At 45.9% G+C, this 21,451-nt stretch carries 18 protein-coding genes and 1 riboswitch; of the genes, 2 read left to right on the forward strand and 16 right to left on the reverse strand.

Annotated elements, in window-relative coordinates; genetic code table 11:
- Position 1 precedes the first annotated feature (1 nt).
- A complete protein-coding gene (gene ccmA / locus ABD07_RS09740) occupies positions 2-616 on the reverse strand; it encodes a cytochrome c biogenesis heme-transporting ATPase CcmA (RefSeq protein WP_160818123.1) in 615 nt (204 codons plus the stop codon).
- A 207-nt stretch (positions 617-823) separates the two neighbouring features.
- Between ccmA and ABD07_RS09745 the strand changes: the two genes are divergently transcribed.
- Positions 824-3,298 carry a sensor histidine kinase gene (locus tag ABD07_RS09745; protein ID WP_240142507.1) on the forward strand — a complete coding sequence of 825 codons (2,475 nt, stop codon included), beginning with the start codon at positions 824-826 and terminating at the stop codon, positions 3,296-3,298.
- Entirely contained in the window at positions 3,264-3,920 is a 657-nt protein-coding gene (locus tag ABD07_RS09750; protein WP_108697080.1) for a response regulator transcription factor, read from the forward strand. Before ABD07_RS09745 ends, ABD07_RS09750 begins: the two co-directional genes overlap by 35 nt.
- Positions 3,921-4,455: 535 nt before the next feature.
- Here ABD07_RS09750 and ABD07_RS09755 read toward each other — a convergent pair.
- The 15 genes from ABD07_RS09755 to metK all read right to left on the reverse strand — a co-directional run bounded on the left by ABD07_RS09755 (position 4,456) and on the right by metK (position 21,048).
- Entirely contained in the window at positions 4,456-4,677 is a 222-nt protein-coding gene (locus tag ABD07_RS09755) for a hypothetical protein (protein WP_108697079.1), read from the reverse strand.
- Positions 4,678-4,794: 117 nt separating this feature from the next.
- On the reverse strand, positions 4,795-5,199 hold the full coding sequence (locus tag ABD07_RS09760; RefSeq protein WP_108697078.1) for a universal stress protein: 405 nt from the start codon (positions 5,197-5,199) through the stop codon (positions 4,795-4,797).
- Between the two features lie 288 nt (positions 5,200-5,487).
- Entirely contained in the window at positions 5,488-6,825 is a 1,338-nt protein-coding gene (locus tag ABD07_RS09765; RefSeq protein ID WP_108697077.1) for a SulP family inorganic anion transporter, read from the reverse strand.
- 814 nt (positions 6,826-7,639) lie between these two features.
- Entirely contained in the window at positions 7,640-9,088 is a 1,449-nt protein-coding gene (rng, locus tag ABD07_RS09770) for a ribonuclease G (protein ID WP_160818112.1), read from the reverse strand.
- Between the two features lie 55 nt (positions 9,089-9,143).
- The gene (locus ABD07_RS09775) at positions 9,144-9,764 is read right to left on the reverse strand and encodes a Maf family protein (RefSeq protein WP_160818113.1); all 621 of its coding nucleotides are present in this window, start codon (positions 9,762-9,764) and stop codon (positions 9,144-9,146) included.
- Positions 9,765-9,865: 101 nt separating this feature from the next.
- Positions 9,866-10,336, reverse strand: coding sequence for a 23S rRNA (pseudouridine(1915)-N(3))-methyltransferase RlmH (gene rlmH / locus ABD07_RS09780; RefSeq protein ID WP_160818114.1), 471 nt, complete (start codon positions 10,334-10,336; stop codon positions 9,866-9,868).
- A gap of 35 nt (positions 10,337-10,371) precedes the next feature.
- Positions 10,372-10,698: a ribosome silencing factor gene (rsfS, locus tag ABD07_RS09785; RefSeq protein WP_160818115.1), complete on the reverse strand. Its 327-nt coding sequence runs from the start codon at positions 10,696-10,698 to the stop codon at positions 10,372-10,374.
- Entirely contained in the window at positions 10,695-11,372 is a 678-nt protein-coding gene (gene nadD / locus ABD07_RS09790; protein ID WP_160818116.1) for a nicotinate-nucleotide adenylyltransferase, read from the reverse strand. Before nadD ends, rsfS begins: the two co-directional genes overlap by 4 nt.
- A 30-nt stretch (positions 11,373-11,402) precedes the next feature.
- The gene (gene aceF, locus ABD07_RS09795) at positions 11,403-12,710 is read right to left on the reverse strand and encodes a dihydrolipoyllysine-residue acetyltransferase (protein ID WP_160818117.1); all 1,308 of its coding nucleotides are present in this window, start codon (positions 12,708-12,710) and stop codon (positions 11,403-11,405) included.
- Positions 12,711-12,782: 72 nt separating this feature from the next.
- Entirely contained in the window at positions 12,783-15,443 is a 2,661-nt protein-coding gene (gene aceE / locus ABD07_RS09800; protein ID WP_160818125.1) for a pyruvate dehydrogenase (acetyl-transferring), homodimeric type, read from the reverse strand.
- A gap of 34 nt (positions 15,444-15,477) precedes the next feature.
- Positions 15,478-16,344: a bifunctional methylenetetrahydrofolate dehydrogenase/methenyltetrahydrofolate cyclohydrolase FolD gene (folD, locus tag ABD07_RS09805; RefSeq protein ID WP_160818118.1), complete on the reverse strand. Its 867-nt coding sequence runs from the start codon at positions 16,342-16,344 to the stop codon at positions 15,478-15,480.
- An 83-nt stretch (positions 16,345-16,427) separates the two neighbouring features.
- Positions 16,428-17,117, reverse strand: a complete 690-nt coding sequence (locus tag ABD07_RS09810; protein WP_160818119.1) for a hypothetical protein — start codon at positions 17,115-17,117, stop codon at positions 16,428-16,430.
- 192 nt (positions 17,118-17,309) lie between these two features.
- The gene (gene metF, locus ABD07_RS09815) at positions 17,310-18,164 is read right to left on the reverse strand and encodes a methylenetetrahydrofolate reductase [NAD(P)H] (protein WP_160818120.1); all 855 of its coding nucleotides are present in this window, start codon (positions 18,162-18,164) and stop codon (positions 17,310-17,312) included.
- 139 nt (positions 18,165-18,303) lie between these two features.
- Positions 18,304-19,737, reverse strand: coding sequence for an adenosylhomocysteinase (ahcY, locus tag ABD07_RS09820; protein ID WP_108697067.1), 1,434 nt, complete (start codon positions 19,735-19,737; stop codon positions 18,304-18,306).
- Positions 19,738-19,756: 19 nt separating this feature from the next.
- Positions 19,757-19,835: riboswitch (S-adenosyl-L-homocysteine riboswitch) on the reverse strand.
- Between the two features lie 49 nt (positions 19,836-19,884).
- Positions 19,885-21,048: a methionine adenosyltransferase gene (gene metK / locus ABD07_RS09825; RefSeq protein ID WP_160818121.1), complete on the reverse strand. Its 1,164-nt coding sequence runs from the start codon at positions 21,046-21,048 to the stop codon at positions 19,885-19,887.
- Between the last annotated feature and the right edge of the window lie 403 nt (positions 21,049-21,451).

The following is a 21,451-nucleotide window of genomic DNA, read 5'->3' on the forward strand; positions in this document are numbered from 1 at the left end:
ATCAGGCCAGATGCAATTGCGTTGTTGATGTTGCTGTAATATCAATCTCTTGGTGTGTCGTCATGACCACCATACCGCCTTCCCGCAAATGCTGTTCGAGCAGCTCCTGAATCAATTTAACTGCTGCCACATCCAATGCAACCAAGGGTTCATCCAGAATCCACAAAGGGGTTTTACATACCAGCAAACGGGCCAATGCAACACGGCGCCGCTGGCCTTGCGATAATACCTTTACCGGCAATGCTTCCCTGCCCCGTAAACCAATATGTCCGAGCGCGTCTTTCGCTTGATCAACGCCGATGTCAAAACCCGCTAACGCGCTTGAAATACGCAAATTCTCAATTACCGTTAAATCATCTTTCGTGCCGCTTAAATGCCCGATATAAGTCATTGCACCATAATATTCGCCATCCAGCGCGCGAATCGAAGTCCCGCTCCAGCGAATCTCACCGGCGGCGGGGTTGGACAACCCGCACAGCATGCGTAATAAACTGGTCTTACCGCTGCCATTGGGACCGCGCACTTGCATCAGGCCACCCGCCTCAAGTGAAAAATTGACATCTCTAAAAAGCTCGCGATCACCGCGAACACACGCGAGATTGATACCTTGTAGCATTATTTTATCGATCGATGGAATAGACTGCTGATTATAACGCATTGAGGATACCTATGGCACCGTAGATCATTTAGCGAGTTATTCTGCGATTCCCGATAACTTTATCAAAAACATCAAACCTGACCGGCGAAATTTTAATCAGATCTCTTCATTTCCAATATACTTTATCGAATCTCAGATCCGGGAATTGCAATAAAGGAGAGTGATTTGTTTTTTACGCGCGATGATCGAAAAATCAGCATTATAGGTGGTTTATTATTGCTGGGACTTACGCTGACGACGGGCATTACCGTATACACTGCCATGCGACAGGAGATCGAGTCGGTGCTGGGTAGAGGATTGGCTGTCGCCTTGCAGGGGAAGTCATTTTTGCTGGAGTCTCAAATTGAAAAAGGCTTGGCGGATGCTCGCGCACTATCGCTGCGCCCTTTTATTGTTCAATCGATGCAGCAACTCACCGCCGAACCAGGCAATCTCAGTGCGTTACACGATCTGATGCGAAATGTTAACTCGCTGCCCGAAGCGGGCTTCTCAGCAGCCATCGTTCACGATATGCACGGTAAAACGCTGTCACAGGTAGGTGAATTCTCCAAAAGTAAAGAAGCGCTCCGGTTAAACAAAGATACATTCCTCATATGGGATAAACAACTCATTCTTCACACCACGAATGATGTGCTCGATCAAGATAAACACCGCATTGGCAGTATCACAACACAAGTTATATTGCCGCAGCTCACGAAGCGATTCATAGGTATGAGATCGATCGGTGAAACCGGTGAATTCGTTTTGTGCGCAAAACCGGAGGAAGGAAAATATGAAGTGGCATGTCTGATGAGCCAGATAAATGGCGTCCAATTCAAGCATCTACTTCCGAATGAAAGTGTACCATCCAAATTTCTGACGATTTACAGGAAAAGCGGTGTTGCCGCCACCATGGATTATCGCCAGGTACCCGTCATAGAAACCTATGCTTCTTTGGATTCCATCGGTCTTAACATGATTCTCAAGCTGGATGAAGAAGAATTATTTAAACCGGTTACTGAAAAGCTGCAAGATATCAGCATTTATCTTGCGGCACTGATTATCGCTGAAATATTGTTATTAAACTGGTTTGTACGCAAGCTTATCAAATCGGAAAGAGAAGCCCGGAAAGCCAAAGAAACAGCTGAGCAATTTTCCATTGAATTAAGCCGCAAAGAAAGTGAGTTACGGGAACGCTTAAAAGAAATCACGTGTCTTTATGAAATTCGCCGCAGTATCGGATTGGAGTTATCGATAGAAGCAGTCTGCCAGAATATCATTAAGTTTTTAATTCCCGCAATGCAGCATCCGGAACATACATCGATTACGATTGAATTGGATGGAAAGCGTATTTCTTCCTCGCTTCAGGCTGAGGATTCCACACATGAATTAACCTCGGATATCTGTATTAATGGTGAGAATCATGGCCAATTAAGTGTTCTTTACCCTGAAAAAAAACCTTTCTTAGTCATAGAAGAACAAAGGCTTATTAATGCGATTACAAGTGATTTGGCGCTATGGCTTGAACGAAAACAAGTTGACGAGCTATTGCACGCACGCCTTAAAGAAATCACATGCCTGTATGAAATCCGCCGTAGTATGGGAATGGAGCTTTCGCTGGAAGATGTTTGCTTCAGCATATTCAAATACCTAATACCTGCTTTGCAGTATCCGGAAATTGCTACTGCTGTTATCGATATCAATGGCAAAAATTTCACTTCTCTCCATGAGGATTCCAGTCATACCAACCAACTTCAGTCTATTAGCAAAATAGATACTAACGATTCCGACGTTGAGCCCCCTCATAAAATGGATGAAAATAAATCTGCTTTGCAATCGAAAATCCGTGTCAATGGAAAAGAATGCGGGCATTTAATTATTTTTTACTCTGAAAACAAACCATTCCGGTTGCCGGAAGAACAGAAGCTTGTTAATGCCATCGCCAATGATTTAGGCAGCTGGCTTGAACTTAGAAGATTAGAGCAAGCATTGGTATCCGTGGCTGAAGAGCAGGCGCATACAATCGGACAGGAATTACACGATAATGTCGGACAACAAATCGCTGCGATTGGTTATCAGGCCAGAGTACTCGAAAAGAAAATTTCCGCGTCGACGATCGGAAATGAAAATTTGACCGCATTGGCAGCCTCGATTGCTTCACAAACACAAACTGCGGTGATTCATATCAAGCAGCTTGCACAAGGATTACTGCCATTTGAATTGGAAGCCAATGGCTTGATTCAAGCATTACAAACCTTGGCCACCAGAATCTCAACAACGTATAATATCGACTGTAATTTCTCGTGGCATAACATTAGTATAATCAATGACAATAGCGTAGCGCTCAATTTGTACCGAATTACGCAGGAAGCTGCAAATAATGCCATCCGGCATGGTAAGGCGCAGCATATAACCATTACCTTAACATCGGATGAAAAAACGCTTCGCTTATCAATCTGTGATGATGGGTGTGGCTTTACTGGAATTGATATCAATCATCCGTCGACGCCGGGAATGGGCATTAAAATCATGCAATACCGTGCGAAGCAATTGGGCGCGAAGATGGAAATTTTAGCCCGCAAAGAAGGCGGCACGGAAGTTCGTTTAAAAACACAATTAACTAAGAATGTCGATAATGAAAGCAAAAGTAATGCTCGTTGATGATCATGCCATGTTACGGCATGGCCTTGCAATGCTCATCAATATGGAACCGGATATGGAAGTATTTGCTGAAGCGGGTGATGGCGCTGAGGCAATGGAAATACTCAAGAAAAATAATTCGATCGATATTATTTTATTGGATGTAACACTCAAAACGGTATCGGGACTTGAAGTCATCAAGAGTATCCATGCATTGGTTCCGGATTTACCGGTGCTTTTTATATCCATGCATGATGAATCGGTTTATGCTGAACGCGCACTTCGTTCCGGTGCCCTGGGTTATGTCATGAAACACGAACCGGGTGAAGTACTGCTTGAAGCTATCCGTGAGGTTTTAAAAGGCAATGTTTATCTCAGCAAACAGATGCACAAAAAGCTTTTAAAACGAATGGTCATGAAAAGCTCTGAACCAGAGCATCTCATTAATACGCTGACGTCTAGTGAACTGGAAGTTTTGCACTTAATAGGACAAGGGCATAATAGTCACGAAATTTCTCAGATGCTGTGCCGCAGCATTAAAACCATCGACACACACCGCTTTAATATCCGATCGAAATTAAACCTGAAAGATGGCGCCGATTTGATTCGCTACGCCACACGCTGGATCTCTCAGCAACAGTAATAATTCAAATGCTATGAAGCATTTCCGGGAAGAAGTCTGGACAAAGACAATACCTGCTTCTCTCAAGAGCCCTGCGGCTAAAAATAAATCATGCGATGAGCGTTCCGTTTGGCCGTTCTGCCACTTGTATCAGTAAGAAATAGTAATAAAACCAATAATCCAGTTGAAATAATCAACGCGCATGATTCAAAAATAACCCCGCTGATTACAGCGGGGCTTTCAATTTTCTCAAAGCTGAAGTGTGATGTTTCTTGAAGGGTGGCAATTCATTTTTTGAGATATTTCTAGTGCACATCTCAAATCGAATAATAAAGAAAAAATAACTGCAGAAATTTAAACATAGAACCCAATTCAACACGCCCATGACCTCCAGGATCATTGTGACATTCTTAAGAAATATTTTCTTAAGAGTGCTTGGGTTAAGCGGTACATTTACAATAAATAGGGATTGTAAATACTTAAAGATGAGGCAAAATATATTGTTTAAATCAAAATGTAAGTTAAAAGCCCGTAAAATAAAATTACGATAAAAAACTTAATTTCTGTTTAAAGATGTTTCATACCCATTGACGTATTTCTTTTTGCTTGCCGTCTTTCCGAATTTTAAAGCGATCACGATGTAAGCGACAAAAAAAGCTAATCCCAATTGGCCATCGGTAATAATCCAGTTAAAGATATACTGGGTTAGTTCAAACATCGATAGCAGGCTAGCTCCTATAGCGATAATTGCAATAGTAAATATCTGTTTTGTTGACATGATAATTTCCTTTGTAATAAAAATAATTGTTTAGAAGATTCTGCGCTTACTTCATCGACTCTCGTTAGGCGCGCTACCTATCACTCCAAAATAAACATACAGATTTAATTTCCTGTTTTATTTTGAGCGTACCAATAATATTGAAGAGTCGACTTTAGCAACCAACTGCTCGGCAACGGAACCTACATAGAAACGTTCCAATCCACGACGATTGGACGTTCCCACTACGATCAGATCCGCTTTCCAGTCATAAACAGCGGCAGCAATAGCATCGGCGATACCATTTAATCCATATTCAGCTTCGGCATTGAGGAGGCGTGTTTCGACACTTAAAACATCAGTGTCGGATTTAGCTTTCTCAAGAATTTCATTGCCTTTGTTCTTATCGGTGTCATTTTCACCACCGATGCAATGAACAATGCACAAAGTTGCGTTATAAGTGTTAGCAATATTGATTCCTTCCGCTAACGCTTGCTGAGCTATCTCGCTACCATCGACTGCCACCATAATTCTTTTGTACATACACTATTCTCTTAATGAATTCCTGCTGGGTTTGTTAACCAAGTAATAATACTTTTAGTTCTTAAACACCATCGGATTACGACAAATTATGCGACGGCAATTTGTCTTGCAGATTATTGCTGTGCATTTTTTTCAAATAAACAAAATACTGTTTAATTACAGAGACTAATAATTTTTTAAACATGACAAATTCTCCTTAATGTATTTCAATACGTTTTTACGGTAATGCTTTGATTCATTTACTTATGAATGACTAACAGTTTACAAAAAGTCATACATTCAACATGTTTACTGCAAATTACTATTATCTTTTCTCAGGCTATCGAAATAACGTTTGATAACTGATTTCCCAGGCATATTCTCGTGTTTGGTATAAACCAGATAGTGCACTACACCATGGATCACCATTGCAACCAACAGACCTTCAAAAATACCTACTTTATAAACCAAGCCCGCTGTCAAGAAAGCCAATATCAGCGCATAAGGACCATAATGTGTGACGTGTACCAACCCGGCAATCATCTTATAACCGGTAAACAACATGATGGCCGCCAAAGCAAATTTCGGTAAATAGTCGAGGTAATGCGTATTGAACGTAAAGAAGCACACCACGGAACCAATAACCAAGACCGAGAATTTGGTCATCGCGCCAGCAAGCTTATTGGTCGTGCTCTTAGCTAAGCCATCCAAATTCGTCATACCACCGAAGAAACTCGAACCTAAATTAGCAATCCAGATTGCAAGCAAACTATTATTACTATTGGTTTTACGTTTTAACGGGTCAATTTTCTCGATGGCCGCATTACTCATCACCTGTTCAATCACATCCACGATTGCCAGCATGGCGCAGAAAAATATCATATAAGCCAGCATCAAAACTGTTGTGTCTTCACTCGGTAATGGCAATTTCAATTGCAGCTCAATATCTTCTACAGAAATCATGGGGACAGTCATAAACTGCGCCAAGATCACACCACCGATGATAATCGCAAAATACGGAACTGCCGGTTGTGTATCTTTAAACTTAGCAAATAGGAGTAGAAACAGACCAAGACCGCCAGCTGAAATCGCCGCCATCTGAATGCGTGCTTCATTCCAGAAATCTTCTGTTACCAGTTCAGCAGGTATCTCGTAGGTAAATTCCGAGAATTTCAGCAAAATCTTCAATCCGACACCAGCCAGTAAGCCTTCAACCAGATATACCGGAACCGCAACCAGCAAATAGCGTTGCCAATTAAATTTCCAAATAATGGCTTGCATAATGGCAGTCATACATATACAGAATGCCATATTCTGAATACCAAAAGCAGCCACACCCATCGCCAACACTGGGGCCAACCCGGCCGCAATACCCGGTGATCCAATAAAATTGCCCGGCTTGAACCAGGCATTTATCCATCCAATCAAGGAAGCAAAGGCTACTGTAGCCAAGCCTACTTTGATCGGATAATTCGACATAATTGCAATACCAATCGTTAATGGAATCGCCATTGCGCCAGTGATTAAACCCGCAGCAGTATCACGAAAAACATACTGCGACTGAAAAGCAGCTGAGCCCTCTTTTTTAACAGTCTCTACTTTCTTTTGCTGCGAGACTATCGATTCATCATCTGACCGTGTTGCCATAAAAATACCTCTCTCGTAAACTGTTAGTGATAAACTTTATAAAATCTTTTTGTTCAACTAAAAGTAAATTTAATCTTCATAGTCAAACAGCTTGTTGAAGAATTTTTCGTCGTTGAAATAAACCGGCATCCTGCGATCCGTCATTTTTCTGCAACGTATACTTCCAAGATCACAAAACTTCTTTATCTCAGCTTTCGAGATAGCGATTCTTCAAAAAATAAGCTTAGGCAAATCGTATCGCGCCGGGATTGCCTTGTATATTAGTAAAACCATTATTATTTAATGGGAAAAAATGCCAATCGTTGCAGATAATTTCATTACAATTCAATAGCAAATGGATTGTATTTTTAAAGACAAAAAACTTACTTAGATTAAGTAAATTACTTACATTAAATAAGTAAAAGCTTTAGATTTTTCCTAATTTAGTTTCCGCATAAATTCACTCAAGATAGCTTTATATTTGAATTTAATTTAACATATTCAATAAATTAGACGACTCTAAAAAACCTAATCGATAAAAATCCAATAAAGCTTATTTTCAATGAAGAGAATAGATATAAAAAAAGAGATCGGCTGCTGAACCGCTTACGGATAGCTACAACAAGCCGAGGTAGGAAAAGTGATAAGAAATCGCTATGGGTAAAACGGAGATAAGTGACACAACATTTTACTTATATCGTTCTAAGTATCCGCTTGATATACGGATTAGACTGCAAGTTATTGAAAAATTATAATAATACAGAAATAATTACAGATTGAATCGATTTTTGATACCGGAGCAAGACTGCGAAGTAATGGCAAAAACCGCACTCCGCTACATTAGTATCACATCATACTGCTCTTGCGTATACGATTCCTCGACCTGCAAGCTGATCGGTTTCGCAATGAAATCACCGAGTTGAGCTAAGCTTTGCGATTCTTCATCCAAGAACAAATCGATGACTTGCTGTGATGCCAGAATACGGAATTCATTGGCTTCAAATTGTCTGGCCTCGCGCAGCAGTTCACGCAATATTTCGTAACAAATGGTTTGCGCGGTTCTGATTTCCCCCCGCCCCTGACAAGTCGAACAGGTTTCGCATAGCACGTGCGCAAGACTTTCCCGGGTTCGCTTGCGTGTCATTTCAACCAACCCCAGCGCACTGAATCCATTGACGGTTATGCGCGTGCGATCCTTGGATAGTGCTTTGTTGAATTCCGCCAGAACAGCCTGCTTATGTTCCTCGGAATCCATATCGATGAAATCGATAATGATAATGCCACCGAGATTACGCAGACGTAGCTGTCTGGCAATGACCTGAGCGGCTTCCAGGTTGGTTTTAAAAATAGTGTCGTCAAAATTGCGTACACCGACAAATCCGCCAGTATTGACATCCATTGTGGTCAGTGCTTCGGTCTGATCGATGATCAAATATCCACCGGACTTTAGATTGACACGTTTGGCCAACGACTTTTCGATTTCTTCTTCCACACCGTACAAATCGAATAACGGACGATCTCCTGTATACAGCACGATACGTTCGGCGATGTAAGTCATGTAACTGTGTGCAAAGCGAATCAGCCGTTGATAATTCTCCCGCGAATCCACAAGAATCCGGGTGGAATCTTCATCTACAAAATCACGCAATACCCGGTGACTAAGATCCAGATCCTGATAAAGCAAAACAGGCGCTGCGATCGTCACCGACTTCTGTTGAATGTCGCGCCATAAGCGGTGCAGATACTCCAGATCGGCACGCAAATCGGCCTCGTCAGCAGTTTCCGCCATGGTGCGGATAATATATCCACCTTTTTCTTCCGCCGGTAAAATCTGCTGCAGCTTTTCGCGCAACAACTCGCGTTCACCTTCAATACGTTGAGAAATACCGATATGAGATTCTTGTGGCAGGTACACCAGCAAACGGCCCGCCAGGCTTATTTGCGTGGACAACCGCGCGCCTTTGGTGCCAATCGCGTCCTTGATCACCTGCACCAGGATGCTGTTCCCTTCGTATAACAGTTTTTCAATGGGCTTGGCCGCATCGCCTTCCGGATTGGAATCACGGATATCCGCCACATGTAAGAAAGCAGCGCGATCCAAACCAATATCGACAAAAGCCGATTGCATCCCCGGCAAAACGCGGCTGACACGGCCGTTATAGATATTCCCGACAATGCCTCGGCCGCTTGTCCGTTCAATGTGAAGTTCCTGCGTCACTCCTTGCTCTAAGATTGCTACCCGGGTTTCTTGCGGCGTGATATTAACAAGAATCTCATTGCTCATAGTCAATACAATTAGCTCTCAAACAAATCAGACTTAAGATCGTGCTGCAACAATCTTATTGGAAAATTTCTATACCGGCTTCTGCCAGCAACTGCGCTGTTTCATAGAGCGGCAAACCCATAATACCGCTATAACTGCCTGACATCTCAACAATAAAGGCGGCCGCCATACCTTGAATGGCATATGCGCCTGCCTTATCCAGCGCATTATTATTCGCTAAATAACTACGAATCTCCCGTTCGCTGATTTCACGAAACCGTACCGTTGACGCCGACAACCGCATTTGCACATCATCCTTCACGCCGACACCGATCGCCGTCAGAACCTGGTGCGTGCGGCCTGACAAGATTTTCAGCATTTCTTCGGCATGTGCATTGTTCTTTGGTTTCCCGAGAATACATCCGTCAATTGTCACAATGGTATCAGCCACCAATACCGGCAGAACCGGTAAGTGGCGTTGCATAATCCGCTTCCAGCCGGCATTCGCTTTGGCCCGCGCCACCCGGTAGATATAATCGGACGGAGCTTCATCCGCCAGCGGCTGTTCATCGATATCGATGGCGCGCCCTAGTGTTTCGCGCATCATCAATAAATTGAACTTCACCCCAATTTGCCTTAACAATTCACGTCGTCTGGGACTTCTCGATGCAAGATAAATCTGGTTCTCAGTGAGCATTACAGTCAACCATCGCTTTCAATCGGAATTTCATCATTTCGTTCATTGTATTTTAAAACCTGATCACCATGCAGCACGCGTTCACATTGCCGTGATCCAGTTCATGCGCGATGGTAAGGATGGTTTTTGTTAATCGACACGGCGCGATAGATCTGTTCCGCCAGCAGCACACGAACCAGACCATGCGGTAATGTAAACTTCGACAATGCGATCAGTTCATGTGCGGTTCGCTTGATATCACCATGCAATCCATCGGCGCCGCCAATGACGAATGCAATGGCTTCACCTGCTGCCATCCATGTGTTGATCACATTGGCGAATTGCACTGTTGTCCACTGCTGGCCCCGTTCATCAAGAGCCACAATGTGGCAGTGCGGCGGTAAAACGGCTCGAATCCGTTGGGCTTCCGCTTGCAGAAGCTGTTCGACCGGTTTTCCGCCACCCCGCTTTTCCGGCTTAATCTCGATTAAGTTGACATTAATTTCATGCGGCAAGCGTTTGGCATATTCGGCATAACCTGCTTCTACCCAATCCGGCATTTTGTTTCCAACCGCGAGTATAAAAAATTTCATGACTCGAAGAAATCGATTGATCGTGCTTTAGCGCGTTAATTGCGCTCAGACCATAGTGCTTTCAGATTGTAATATTCGCGTACAGCGGGCAGCATGATATGCACAATCACATCGCCCAAATCAACAAGCAACCACTCCCCGGTCTGCTCCCCTTCCATGCTGTAAACCTTTCCCCCGGCGGCTTTAACTTTTTCTTGCACATTATGGGCCAGCGCTTTGGTCTGACGGGACGAATCGGCACTGGCGATAATGATATATCCAAACATTGAAGTGATTTTGGATACATTGAGCACATCAATATCGTGTGCTTTGATTTCCTCCAAAGCATCGACAATGACAGGTACCAGTTTCTCTGAATTCATAGGTTCCCAGTGTATAAACGATTGAATTTAATATACTCAGCAACGTTATCGGGCAGCAGGTAGCGTATGCTTTTCCCGGCGCCGATCAACAGCCGTATTTGTGAAGCCGATATTTCCAGCAGCGATGTTTGCGCCATATAAATAAAACCGCAGGATTGCGATTCCAAGTCGCTGACATCGTTGACGCAGCGGGAAGACAACACCTTCCGCACCTCGTCGGGCAAATTCTGATCTTCCTGGATGGCAACAAAGCCTGGCCGGGTAACCACGATGAAATGACACAAATCGAATAACTCATGCCATTCAGACCATTGATTAATCTTAGCAAAGGCATCGATTCCCAATACGAAGCAAAGCGCGGTGTTATCTCCCAACTCGCGCCGGTATTCCCGCATCGATTGCACCGTTGTGCTGACTCCGGGCCGGTTGATTTCCCGTTCATCGAGCGAAAACCGGTTGTTATCCTGGATGGCCAGCCGCACCATGGCTGTGCGATGCCCTCTCGATGCCGTGGGCGCAGTACGTAACCGGGGCGCGCCCGAAGGAACAAAAATCATGCGCTTTAAACCGGCGATATCCAGCAGTTCTTCAGCGACGCGTAAATGTCCGTAATGGATAGGATCAAATGTCCCGCCATAAATGCCAATCAGAGGAAACTTATCGGTAACAGCCATGGTTGTGAATAAAGAAATTAACGATACGGATCATAGCAACGCCAAACGCATATCGGTCAACACTTCCGACAGATGCGTCGTGAAACGGGCCGCCGTTGCGCCATCGATGACACGATGGTCATAGGACAGCGACAAAGGCAGCATTAAGCGGGGCACAAATTGGTGATCGCGATAAACCGGTTTGATACTGGCCTTGGAAATACCCAAAATGGCCACTTCCGGTGCATTGATGATGGGTGTAAAAGCTGTCCCGCCAATACCACCCAGGCTGGAGATGGTAAAGCTCGCGCCTTGCATGTCAGTGGGTTTTAACTTGCCATCGCGCGCCAGTGCCGACAATCTCGCCAATTCTTCGGCGATGACGATGATTCCTTTCTGATCGACATCCTTAATGACCGGCACCACCAATCCATTGGCGGTATCCACGGCAAAGCCAAGATGGTAATAATGCTTGACGATTAGATTAGCTTCACCATTGCTATCGTTATCCAGTGACGCGTTGAATTCGGGAAATTTCTTCAAAGGCGCGATTAACGCTTTCATCAAGAAAGCCAGTAAGGTCAGTTTGACTCTATTTTCTTTACCGCTATCGTTGGATTCTTTCCGCAATGCTTCTAAATCGGTGATATCCGCTTCGTCAAACTGCGTCACGTGCGGAATCATCACCCAGTTGCGGTGTAAATTCGCGCCGGAAATTTGTTTAATACGCGTTAACGGTTTTAGCTCAACCGGACCAAACTTGGCAAAATTCACCTGCGGCCAAGGCAGCAGATTCAATGCCGCACCCGTTCCGGCGCCACGGGATTTTGACAATTCGGCTTTTACATACGCCTGCACATCCTCTTTGAGAATGCGGTGTTTGGGGCCGCTGCCGGTAATCAAATCGAGATTGACGCCGAGTTCCCGTGCAAAGCGGCGGATCGACGGACTGGCATGCGCTTTGGATGGAGCATTGCTCACTGTGGATACGATTTGCGGCAGGTTCTGCGGTGGCTGGTTTACAACCGGTTTGGCGTCGTGTTGCGGCTGCGGTGCGATTTCCTTTTGAACTGAGGCAGTCTCAGCAACATCAAAGTGTGTTTCCGCTCGATTGTCATCGGAAACTTCCAGGGTCAACACGGTGCTGCCTTGCGATACCTTGTCACCCGCTTTGACCAATATTTCCTTCACCAAACCGGGATAAGGCGCTGGAATTTCAATCGTCGCTTTGTCGGATTCGAGCGTGATCAGGGAATCTTCGGCCTTTACCCTATCGCCCGCTTTAACCAGCACTTCGATAACCGGCACTTCTTTAAAGTCGCCGATATCCGGAATGAGCACTTTTTTTAATTCAGCCACACGCTTTCCTCACACACCTTCGAATGGGAGAATGCAATGACGCACATTCATTGTTGTTGATCCATCACCGGTCTAGCTGGTCGCCGGATTGGATTTTTCCGGATCGATACCATACTTCTCAATGGCTTGAGTGACTTGCTGCTGGGTGATTTTTCCTTCTTCCGATAATGCCTTGAGTGCCGCCACGGTAATATAGAACCGGTCCACTTCAAAGAAATGGCGCAGTTTCTGGCGCGTATCCGAGCGGCCGAAACCATCGGTTCCTAACACGCGATACCTGCCCGGCACAAATTCACGAATCTGATCCGCATAGATTTTCATATAATCCGTCGCGGCCACTACGGGGCCTTTTCTGCCGTTAAGACAATTTTCCACGTGCGATTCTTTTGCCGGTTGTTGCGGATGCAGCATATTCCAGCGGGTGACAGCCAGGGCCTCGCGTCTTAATTCATTGAAACTGGTCACACTCCAGACATCGGCGTGCACGGCATAGTCTTGTTTCAGTATTTCCGCAGCGGCAATCACTTCGCGCAGGATTGTCCCGGCGCCGAGCAATTGCACACGCAGCGTTTCAGCATTCGCATCCGCTGCACTGAATAAATACATGCCTTTTAAAATGTCTTTTTCGGCACCGGCCGGCATCTCGGGGTGAGTGTAGTTTTCATTCATCACCGTGATGTAATAATAGATATCTTCCTGTTCCTGATACATCCGGCGCAGTCCATCCTGGATAATCACAGCTAGCTCATACGCAAATGCCGGATCGTACGCTACACAGTTGGGAATCGTCGAAGCAACGACATGACTGTGCCCGTCCTCGTGCTGTAACCCCTCGCCATTCAATGTCGTACGCCCTGCCGTTCCGCCCAGTAAAAAACCGCGGCAACGCATGTCACCGGCGGCCCACGCCAAATCACCGATACGCTGAAACCCGAACATGGAATAAAAAATAAAAAACGGGATCATTTGGATCCCATGCGTGCTATAGGCTGTCGCTGCGGCGATCCAGGATGACATGGCGCCCGCTTCGCAGATACCTTCCTGCAAAATTTGCCCATGCTTGTCTTCCTTGTAATACATCAGCTGATCCGCATCCTGCGGTGTATACAATTGACCGCTCGAAGACCAGATACCCAATTGCCGGAACATTCCCTCCATGCCAAACGTACGCGATTCATCCGCGACAATCGGTACGATATGCCGGCCGATTTGCTTGTCTTTCACCAGAATATTCAAGATGCGCACAAACGCCATCGTGGTCGACGATTCGTGCCCTTCGCCGCTGGCCTTCAACAGCGCTTGAAAAGCGGACAACGGTGGCACCTGCAATGCTTCCGCGCGCGTTTTACGGCGGTGAAAAGTGCCGCCCAACGCCTTGCGCCGCTCGCGCATATAGATGAATTCCGGCGAATCCTCGGCAAACGTCAAATAAGGGATTTCGTCGATCTTGTCGTCGGGAATATCCAAACCAAAACGATTGCGGAACGCTTTTAACGAAGTCGTTCCCATTTTTTTCTGTTGATGGGTAATATTCTGCGCCTCACCGGCTTCGCCCATGCCATACCCTTTGATCGTTTTGGCCAGAATGACGGTCGGTTGCCCGGTATGTTTGGCCGCAGCCGCATACGCCGCGTAGACTTTATAAGGATCATGCCCGCCACGATTCAACCGCCAGATATCGTCGTCCGACATATTGGCGACCATTTCCAGCAATTCCGGGTATTTGCCGAAGAAGTGCTCACGCACATACGCACCGTCTCTGGCCTTGAAGTTCTGGTATTCGCCATCGACGCACTCCATCATGCGTTTTTGCAATAAACCCTTGGTATCTTTAGCTAATAATGGATCCCAATACGACCCCCAGATCACCTTGATGACATTCCAACCGGCGCCGCGAAAAGCGCCTTCCAGTTCCTGGATGACTTTGCCGTTACCGCGCACCGGCCCATCCAGACGTTGCAGATTGCAATTGACGACAAAAATCAAATTATCCAATTTCTCGCGCGATGCCAATGGAATAGCGCCGAGCGACTCAGGTTCATCCATCTCGCCGTCGCCCATGAAAGCCCAGATTTTACGGCCGTCGGTATTGACCAACCCGCGACTGCCCAGGTATTTCATGAAGCGCGCCTGATAAATCGCCATTAACGGTCCAAGCCCCATGGAAACGGTGGGAAACTGCCAGAAATCAGGCATCAGCCATGGATGCGGATACGAAGACAAACCATTTCCACCGGTTTCCTGGCGGAAATTATCCAGTTGCTCCTGGCTTAATTCGCCGGATAAAAACGCATAGGCATAAGCACCAGGGGAAGAGTGCCCCTGCACGTAAACCAAATCGCCGCCGTGCGTTTCACACGGCGCATGCCAGAAATGATTGTAACCCACGTCGTAAAGCGTCGCGGCCGAGGCAAAACTGGCGATGTGTCCGCCGACATTGGTATTTTTGTTGGCGCGCAACACCATCGCCATCGCATTCCAGCGGACATACGAGCGAATCCGGTGTTCAATTGCTGTATTGCCCGGCAAATGCTCTTCTTTACCAGGCGGTATGGTGTTGATATATGCAGTCTTTGCGCTATAAGGCAAGTAAGCCCCGGAACGGCGCGCCTTTTCGATCAGTTTTTCCAGCAGAAAATGAGCACGTTCACCACCGGCATTTGCGATGACGGAATCCAGCGCATCCAGCCATTCCTGTGTTTCCTGCGGATCAATGTCCGGTTGCTGTTCCATGTGCATGCACGCTCATTTAAGTTTTTTAACTTGCTTACCCGATTTTAAGACCGGCCTGGGTCCGTTCCGCCGCCAGTATGGTATTACATAGCAGCATGGTGATGGTCATAGGCCCGACACCTCCCGGAACGGGTGTAATAAAACCCGCTACTTCCTTGACGGTGTCGTAATCGACATCACCGCAGAGCTTCCCATCCGGCAATCGGTTGATACCGACATCAATGACAACAGCACCGGGCTTTACCATCTCCGCAGTAACCATGCGCGGTTTTCCGGTCGCCACAACCAGAATATCCGCATTCTTGGTAAATTGCTGCAAATTACGTGTTTTTGAAGTGCAGATGGTCACCGTAGCGCCTTGCTCCAGCAACATGAACGCCATTGGCTTACCTACAATGTTACTGCGCCCGATCACGACCGCATGCTGTCCTTCAATCGGAATCCGGTTTCTTTCCAGCATTACCATCACGCCGTACGGTGTACAAGGAGAAAAAATGGTATTACCGGTAACCAATGCGCCGACGTTATACAGATGAAAACCATCGACATCTTTTTCAACGGCGATGGATGCGATGACGCGGTTATTCTCAAAATGCGCCGGCAACGGCAGTTGAACCAGAATACCATGGATGTGCGGATTCTGATTGAGCGCTTGAATACACTGCAATACTTCATCTTGATGGGCATGCTGCGGAAAGTTATGCACTTCGGAATAAATACCGATTTCGCTGCACGCTTTGACTTTATTCCTGACATAGAGACTGGATGCCGCATTATCGCCAACGATAATGACTGCCAACCCTGGCTTGACACCTGATTGAGTCAGCTTTTCCGCACGCGCGCTCCATTCAGTCCGCACCAATTCGGCCAATTTCTTACCATCGATAATCTGAGCACTCATTTTTACACCAGCAGCCGGTTGATCAATCCACGTGAATTTGCTATATACCGAACAATTAGAACACCTTGATTCCGCGAGTAGTGCTAACTCGCTTGTTTTGCTTTTTTGATCTTTGTGCGATAGATGAAAATACCGATCAAAAATACCGGAATGACAAACAGCGCCGCAGCAATAAGGCCGGACGCAAGTATCGCAATTGTGGTATTTCCCGGCATAAATAAGGTAACAAACCAGATCACTAAGAAAGCTATCAATAAGCCGCCATACAGCATGATTTTTCTACCGCGGTCATACAAGCGCCAGAACGCGCCGGATACTTGCGTATCATCCACGTAATGATCGAATACTTCCGCCAGACTGTTATCACCGGGCTCAGATTCATAACCGATGGCGACCGCCAATGCATTGTGATCTTCTTCAATCTTGGACATTTTCCTGAGAAACTCAATACGCTTGGCGATTTTCTGCTTGGGCATGCGCTCTTGCACGAAAAATTCCGCCAAAGCCGCGAACGCCAATTCACGCGCATCGTCAGCGCTTCCCAAGTTTTCCGCGAACTTCCACATGACACCAAACAAATACAGTTGAATGGTCATGTCTTTGAATTCAGGCGCAAAGTCATAACCCTTGCTCTTAATAAGCTCAAGTTGCGTAGCCTTGACTTCTTTGGCATGCGCGATACAGGCTTCCATGATTGAAACATCCGGACCTGTCTTATCTGCAACCGCTAACTCCTCAGTAGTCTTATCAGAAGCAGCTTTCTTCTTTGTCATTTCAAAACCTCATGCTTTTTTATTTTAATCAGAATATTGATGCGCATTATATACTGGCTGAGGGAATCAGGAAAAAGATCATTCCGGTTTCGCGGCTTTTCCGCCATGAATCCGCATCGGGAGATTTCGTGGATATGCTGTTCTACTAATGCGGAATAGCTGATAAAACAAAGCACTGCTACGGGTTGATTGTTAGTGCGCGTGAAGATTAAGGCGTTGCCAAATAGCGGATGTCAAGTTGGCGGAGTTCAACGTATAAAAATGCAATCCCGGCGCACCGGCTTGCAATAACTGTTCACATAAGCCGGTGACAACATCCAATCCAAAAGCTTGAATCGATTCGCTGTCATCTCCATAGCTCTCGAGTTTTTTACGGATCCAGCGCGGAATTTCAGCGCCGCAGGTGTCCGAGAATCTCACCAGTTGCGAGAATTTATTGATCGGCATGATGCCGGGAACAACAGGAATATTCAAACCGGCTGACTCGCATAGCTCGACAAAGTGAAAGTAAGCATCGGCATTATAGAAATATTGCGTAATCGCCGAACTAGCGCCTGTTTCAATTTTACGTTTGAAATTGTCAAAATCCGCTTGCGCAGACCGCGCCTGCGGATGGTATTCCGGGTAAGCCGCCACTTCGATATGGAAAGAAGATCCGTATTCCTGCCGTATAAAAGCCACCAGTTCGCTGGCGTAACGAAATTCGCCGGCTTGTGCCATCCCTGAAGGCAAATCACCGCGCAATGCGACAATATGACGGATTCCCGCTTCATAATACTTTTCCAGAATGGCGCGAATGTTCTGCTGCGTTGAGCCGATGCACGATAAGTGCGGCGCAACCACATGACCTTCCGCTTGGATTTCCAGCACGGTCTCGAGCGTCCGCTCGCGCGTCGAACCGCCTGCACCGAAGGTTACCGAAAAGAACTTGGGATTGAATCGCGCCAGCTGCTGGCGTGTCAACCGGAGTTTCTCAACACCCTCGGGGGTTTGCGGTGGAAAAAGTTCAAAGCTAAACGTAGGAGGAAATTTTTTTTGTGATTCCATTTTTGCAAGCTCTATGGATACGGAATTAGTACGACTGCTGTCGTAGCCACGCAAATATTAATCAGTATTTTCTGACTGGAAGAACCAGCAAAGCGGATACAAACACTTACGCCAGTTCTTCCAGAAAAAAGAAAAACGATTAATACCGGTACATTTCAGGTTTGAATGGACCGTTTTTGCTCAATCCCAGGTAGTTAGCCTGTTCATCGGTCAATTCAGTGAGTTTCACACCCAATTTACCGATGTGCAAACGCGCCACTTTTTCATCCAGGTGTTTAGGTAATACATAAACATTTTTCTGATAATTTGCGCCGTTCTGCCATAGCTCCATCTGCGCCAATACTTGATTGGTAAACGAGCTCGACATCACAAAAGATGGGTGGCCGGTCGCACATCCCAGATTCACCAACCTGCCTTGCGCCAGAACGATAATGCGGCGTCCGGTCGGGAATATGACATGATCCACTTGCGGTTTGATATTTTCCCATTGGTATTTTTGAATGGATGCGATATCAATTTCCGAATCAAAGTGGCCAATATTGCAAATGATCGCCTGATCCTTCATTTTCAGCATGTGATCATGCGTAATGACGCGCAGATTACCGGTTGCGGTAACAAAGATATCCGCTTGACTGCACGCATCGTCCATCGTCACTACGCGATACCCTTCCATCGCCGCTTGCAGCGCGCAAATCGGATCAATTTCAGTGATCCAGACAGTTGCTCCCAAACCTCGCAATGATTGCGCACAACCTTTGCCGACATCGCCATATCCGCAAACCACAGCGATCTTTCCGGCAATCATGACGTCCGTGGCACGCTTGATGCCATCTACCAGTGATTCCCTGCAACCGTACAAATTATCAAACTTTGACTTTGTGACGGAGTCATTCACGTTGAAAGCGGGAAACGGCAGTTCGCCATTTTTTTGCATTTCATATAAACGATGCACCCCAGTCGTGGTTTCCTCGGTTACACCGCGTATCCTAGCCAGATTGGTTGAATACCAATTGGGTTCGGTTGCCAATTTCTTTTTGATCGATGCAAATAATGCAGTTTCTTCCTCGTTGCCCGGATTCGCAATAATCGCAGGATTTTTTTCGGCTTTCGTGCCCAGAATCAACAATAATGTTGCATCTCCGCCATCATCCAGAATCATGTTGGCGCCGACCGATTGACCGGCAGCCGTCCATTCAAAAATCTTGTGCGCGTATTCCCAGTAATCTTCCAGCGATTCACCCTTATAGGCGAATACCGGAATATTTCTGGCAGCAATCGCAGCAGCCGCGTGATCCTGAGTAGAAAAAATATTGCAGGAAGCCCAGCGCACTTCGGCACCGAGCGCGACCAGTGTCTCGATCAACACCGCCGTTTGGATCGTCATATGCAAAGAACCGGCAACCCTGGCGCCTGCCAGTGGTTTCTGGCTCGCATATTCTTTACGTAATGCCATTAAACCCGGCATTTCCGTTTCAGCGATCGCAATTTCTTTACGTCCCCATTCCGCCAATGCAATATCGGCAACTTTATAGTCGGTAAAGAAACTACCATCGGAATTAAGCACAGCGTTCATAATAATCATCTCCTCAATTTATGAACGAGCGCCGTTGTGACAAATACCCGCCTATGCTGAGCCTCACGGAACCAGCCGCTGCAGCGCTCCTCACCATAGGGGAAAACCAATTAAAGGTTATTGATGTCGGCAAAGATTACAGAAAATTTAGAGACCGGCATCAGCACGTAATTGTGCGGCCTTATTCGTAGCTTCCCAGGTAAACTCTGGAAGTTCACGTCCAAAATGCCCATAAGCAGCTGTTTTGGCATAGATAGGACGTAACAGGTTAAGCGCATGTATGATACCGCGAGGACGTAAATCAAAATGCTTTTCGATGAGTTGAACAATTTTTTCATCGGCAATTTTACCCGTACCGAATGTATTGACCATCAATGAAACAGGACGTGCAACACCAATGGCATAAGCAACCTGCACTTCGCATTTACTGGCAATCCCTGCGGCCACGATATTTTTAGCTACATAACGTCCGGCATAGGTCGCGGATCGATCTACCTTGGATGGATCTTTACCGGAAAAAGCGCCGCCGCCATGATGCGCTGCACCACCGTAGCTATCGACAATGATTTTGCGCCCGGTCAAGCCGCAATCGCCCATCGGACCACCTACCACAAAACGCCCGGTGGGGTTCACCAAATATTGAATACGGCTACTGATCATCGAAGCGGGCAATACCGGTTTAATGACTTCTTCAATAACCGCTTCGCTTAAATCGGAATGGGAAATATCCGGATCATGCTGCGTGGAAATCACCACCGTTTCGATTTGCTGCGGTTTACCGTTTAGATAACGCACCGAAACTTGTGATTTGGCATCGGGGCGCAACCAAGGTAATTGGCCTTTTTTTCTCAATTCGGCTTGCCGTTCAACCAAACGATGCGCATAAAAAATAGGCATCGGCATTAATTGTGGTGTTTCATCGCAAGCGTAACCAAACATGAGACCCTGATCGCCCGCTCCTTGCTCCATTTCTTCTTCTTTGGAACGATTCACACCTTGGGCGATATCCGGCGATTGTTTGTTAAATGCGGTCAATACGGCGCATGTGGTCGAATCGAAGCCGATATTTGAACTGGTATAACCGATATTCTTGACCGTTTCACGCGCAATGATATTGTAATCAACCGATGCATGGGTCGTTATTTCGCCTGATAATACAATCAACCCGGTACTGCATAACGTTTCGCACGCAACCCGCGCGTTAGGATCTTGACTCAGAATTGCATCCAATACAGCATCAGAAATCTGATCGGCAACTTTGTCAGGATGCCCTTCAGAAACAGACTCAGAAGTAAAAAGATATTCACTCATAATTTAACCAATAAAGTAATGATAAGTTTTAAGTATAGCGGATTGTGTCTTTGAAAATAGAACTCTGTCAATTTCGACAATGCTATTGTGACGGAAGAATTAAGCCATGCATCATGGAAATAGACCGTGATTAGCTGATCTATTTCATTGCGCTGTCAATAACAACGTGCTTTATGCTTACATTTATTTGCTGGGCAAATCGGCGATTCAATTTCTTTCCGAAAATGAATTCTCTATTGGATCCAGCTTATACATAAACATAATCAGCCTCGTAGCGTGTATTACCCATTCGCACCCGTAGCTGTAAGAAATTCTAACCCAATTTGTTAAAAATATCGAATAAGGGACGGTAGAGAAGCGAAGAAGTGTATTTTCTTATCGAAAAAGTGTTGTTAAAAATAAT

Source organism: Nitrosomonas oligotropha (assembly GCF_009833085.1).
In the GTDB taxonomy this organism is placed as follows: domain Bacteria; phylum Pseudomonadota; class Gammaproteobacteria; order Burkholderiales; family Nitrosomonadaceae; genus Nitrosomonas; species Nitrosomonas oligotropha.

Bases quoted from the DNA above. Each gene is read 5' to 3' on its own strand.
- aceE (WP_160818125.1), bottom strand. From the start codon at position 15,443: ATGGAACAGCAACCGGACATTGATCCGCAGGAAACACAGGAATGGCTG.
- metK (WP_160818121.1), bottom strand. From the start codon at position 21,048: ATGAGTGAATATCTTTTTACTTCTGAGTCTGTTTCTGAAGGGCATCCT.
- ABD07_RS09765 (WP_108697077.1), bottom strand. From the start codon at position 6,825: ATGGCAACACGGTCAGATGATGAATCGATAGTCTCGCAGCAAAAGAAA.
- rng (WP_160818112.1), bottom strand. From the start codon at position 9,088: ATGAGCAATGAGATTCTTGTTAATATCACGCCGCAAGAAACCCGGGTA.
- ABD07_RS09755 (WP_108697079.1), bottom strand. From the start codon at position 4,677: ATGTCAACAAAACAGATATTTACTATTGCAATTATCGCTATAGGAGCT.
- ABD07_RS09775 (WP_160818113.1), bottom strand. From the start codon at position 9,764: ATGCTCACTGAGAACCAGATTTATCTTGCATCGAGAAGTCCCAGACGA.
- ABD07_RS09750 (WP_108697080.1), top strand. From the start codon at position 3,264: ATGTCGATAATGAAAGCAAAAGTAATGCTCGTTGATGATCATGCCATG.
- metF (WP_160818120.1), bottom strand. From the start codon at position 18,164: ATGGAATCACAAAAAAAATTTCCTCCTACGTTTAGCTTTGAACTTTTT.
- nadD (WP_160818116.1), bottom strand. From the start codon at position 11,372: ATGGCTGTTACCGATAAGTTTCCTCTGATTGGCATTTATGGCGGGACA.
- ABD07_RS09760 (WP_108697078.1), bottom strand. From the start codon at position 5,199: ATGTACAAAAGAATTATGGTGGCAGTCGATGGTAGCGAGATAGCTCAG.
- folD (WP_160818118.1), bottom strand. From the start codon at position 16,344: ATGAGTGCTCAGATTATCGATGGTAAGAAATTGGCCGAATTGGTGCGG.
- ahcY (WP_108697067.1), bottom strand. From the start codon at position 19,737: ATGAACGCTGTGCTTAATTCCGATGGTAGTTTCTTTACCGACTATAAA.
- rlmH (WP_160818114.1), bottom strand. From the start codon at position 10,336: ATGAAATTTTTTATACTCGCGGTTGGAAACAAAATGCCGGATTGGGTA.
- ccmA (WP_160818123.1), bottom strand. From the start codon at position 616: ATGCTACAAGGTATCAATCTCGCGTGTGTTCGCGGTGATCGCGAGCTT.
- rsfS (WP_160818115.1), bottom strand. From the start codon at position 10,698: ATGAATTCAGAGAAACTGGTACCTGTCATTGTCGATGCTTTGGAGGAA.
- ABD07_RS09810 (WP_160818119.1), bottom strand. From the start codon at position 17,117: ATGACAAAGAAGAAAGCTGCTTCTGATAAGACTACTGAGGAGTTAGCG.